This window comes from Robbsia andropogonis (assembly GCF_000970345.1).
Lineage (GTDB): Bacteria > Pseudomonadota > Gammaproteobacteria > Burkholderiales > Burkholderiaceae > Robbsia > Robbsia andropogonis.
On record NZ_LAQU01000150.1, the window covers coordinates 1 to 1,906 of the forward strand.

At 52.2% G+C, this 1,906-nt stretch carries 3 protein-coding genes; 2 read left to right on the forward strand and 1 reads right to left on the reverse strand.

Annotated features, from left to right (window positions below):
- On the forward strand, window positions 1-741 hold a 741-nt coding region (locus WM40_RS26635; RefSeq protein WP_046154582.1), incomplete at its 5' end, for a 3'-5' exonuclease.
- A gap of 287 nt (window positions 742-1,028) precedes the next feature.
- Here WM40_RS26635 and WM40_RS29330 read toward each other — a convergent pair.
- Window positions 1,029-1,511, reverse strand: a complete 483-nt coding sequence (locus WM40_RS29330; RefSeq protein ID WP_081765240.1) for a DUF2778 domain-containing protein — start codon at window positions 1,509-1,511, stop codon at window positions 1,029-1,031.
- Between the two features lie 142 nt (window positions 1,512-1,653).
- Here WM40_RS29330 and WM40_RS29335 point away from each other — a divergent pair, with 142 nt between their 5' ends.
- Window positions 1,654-1,791 (forward strand): DNA methyltransferase, encoded by a 138-nt coding sequence (locus WM40_RS29335; RefSeq protein ID WP_081765241.1) that lies wholly within the window; start codon window positions 1,654-1,656, stop codon window positions 1,789-1,791.
- Window positions 1,792-1,906: the final 115 nt, after the last annotated feature.

Sequence of the window (1,906 nt, forward strand, 5' to 3'; positions counted from 1 at the left end):
CAAATCTATGAATGGCGTGGTGCGATCAATGCGATGGCCGCGATTGAGGCGCCCGAGCGCCGGCTGACGCAGTCATTCAGATTTGGCTCACAGATTGCAATATTGGCGAGCGAGATTCTGCGCGCGCTAGGTGAAAAAACACCGGTCCGGGGCAAAGAGAATCTCGGCTCATTCGTGGTCTACGATCCGTCCATCCAGCCTCCGGTTGATGCGGTTCTGTGCCGCAAAAACGTCACAGCCATATGGGAGCTTGCCTCGGGCGTGGTCGCCGGCAAAAAGCCCGCGATTCGGATGCGTGCGGCTGAAATACTCGCCTACGCGGACGGCGCCGATTCCCTGATGGTCGGCAAGCGAGCATTCCGTCCGGCTGCGTTCTCGCTTTTCGAGACATGGAAAGAGGCGCAGGATTATTCGCGCAGCGTCGCGGGCCGCGACACGCAACCGATTGTCGAGTTCATCGACGAATACGGTACGAACGGTTTGCGCAGCCTGGTGCCGATGATCACACCCGAGGAAAAAGCGGATTACGTCATCTCCACCGTTCACCGTGCCAAGGGCCTTGAATGGGGGCGCGTCAAGCTGATGAACGACTTCCGCTTTAGAAAGGAGGATGGCAAGACGGCCTTGGACGAGGATGAGCTACGATTGTTGTACGTCGCATGCACACGCGCAAAGCACGTCTTGGATATTACGGAGATTCAAAACGAATTGGCATGGGCTCTGATAAACGGGTCCAAGTAAGCGCCCCATTCAGGACGTAATTTTCTGACCACCTTTATTACGCCCGCTCCATGCGTAAGTCGCCGATACGACGATTACGGCTATAAACAAGCTAATGACTGCCAGCAAAGAGAAAATTACGTTTTCCTCACCTTCGCTCCCATAAATGCCAAATAGCCGAAAAAATGGCATCAGAAATGACCAGGCCCGATCACTCAGAATCCATCGCGACACCGTGTCGCTGTGGCCCAAGCCCAAAAATATGAGCGCTGCAAGGACCAAGACCAAAAAGATACGACTGAGAACTTTCATCGCACATCAACCATTCCATAATACGGAATATCCGTCCCAGGAATTGTGGCTGGAGCCTGTGACAGTAAATAGGTACGGAGCCTGTCAAAATCCATTTGTGAATTGAGAGTAATACAGCCATCACTTATACCGAAACGTCCGTTAGGATGGAGTCGAAAATTGCCTCGACGGACCCCATTCACGAATGTCCAATCATTAATCGCTCCGTCGGCTGCATACAGAGCGAACCATGTAGCTCTTTGACTGTTGGAAGCGAGATCCATTACGTAGTCACGAACACGCCCTAGTCGACCGCCTGACTCGCGTTTGATTATGTAGTAACGCCCCTTCGGAATTGGACCCATGCCAGCAACGGCAGTCGCCGAAGGCTTGTCGACATATTGCTTACGGCCGGAGAAAGCCGAGACCCCTCCAAACCCCTTACAGAAAAGCGTGGAAGTGTTTTTCCCGTTCAATGTGAAGATGCACTGCGCTGGCATATCTGTTCCGTCGATGAACGTCCTGCTGGCATTGTCGAATAAAAAAGGACATTTCGCCAATGCTTAATACAGACAAGTCGACGATATCGTCAAGCGTAGAACAAATTAAATTTATCACTTTTGCGTCTATAAAGTCGTCTACATGGACGCCCCCTTTGCGGGCTCAGGATCAACCAGTAAGGCAGCTCGCCGCACCGGTCGACGGTACATCGGCATCGAGCTCGACGAGAAGTATTTCCATGGGGCAGTCACGCGCTTATCGTCTCTTGATACGCATTAAAACGCAACTAACGGACTATTGCGCAGCCCTTATTCAAAATCCTCCCACCTGCAAACGCTCAATGTCCTGCAAAGCAATCCCTATCGATTAAACAGCAACGTCGGCAGCGAACAAC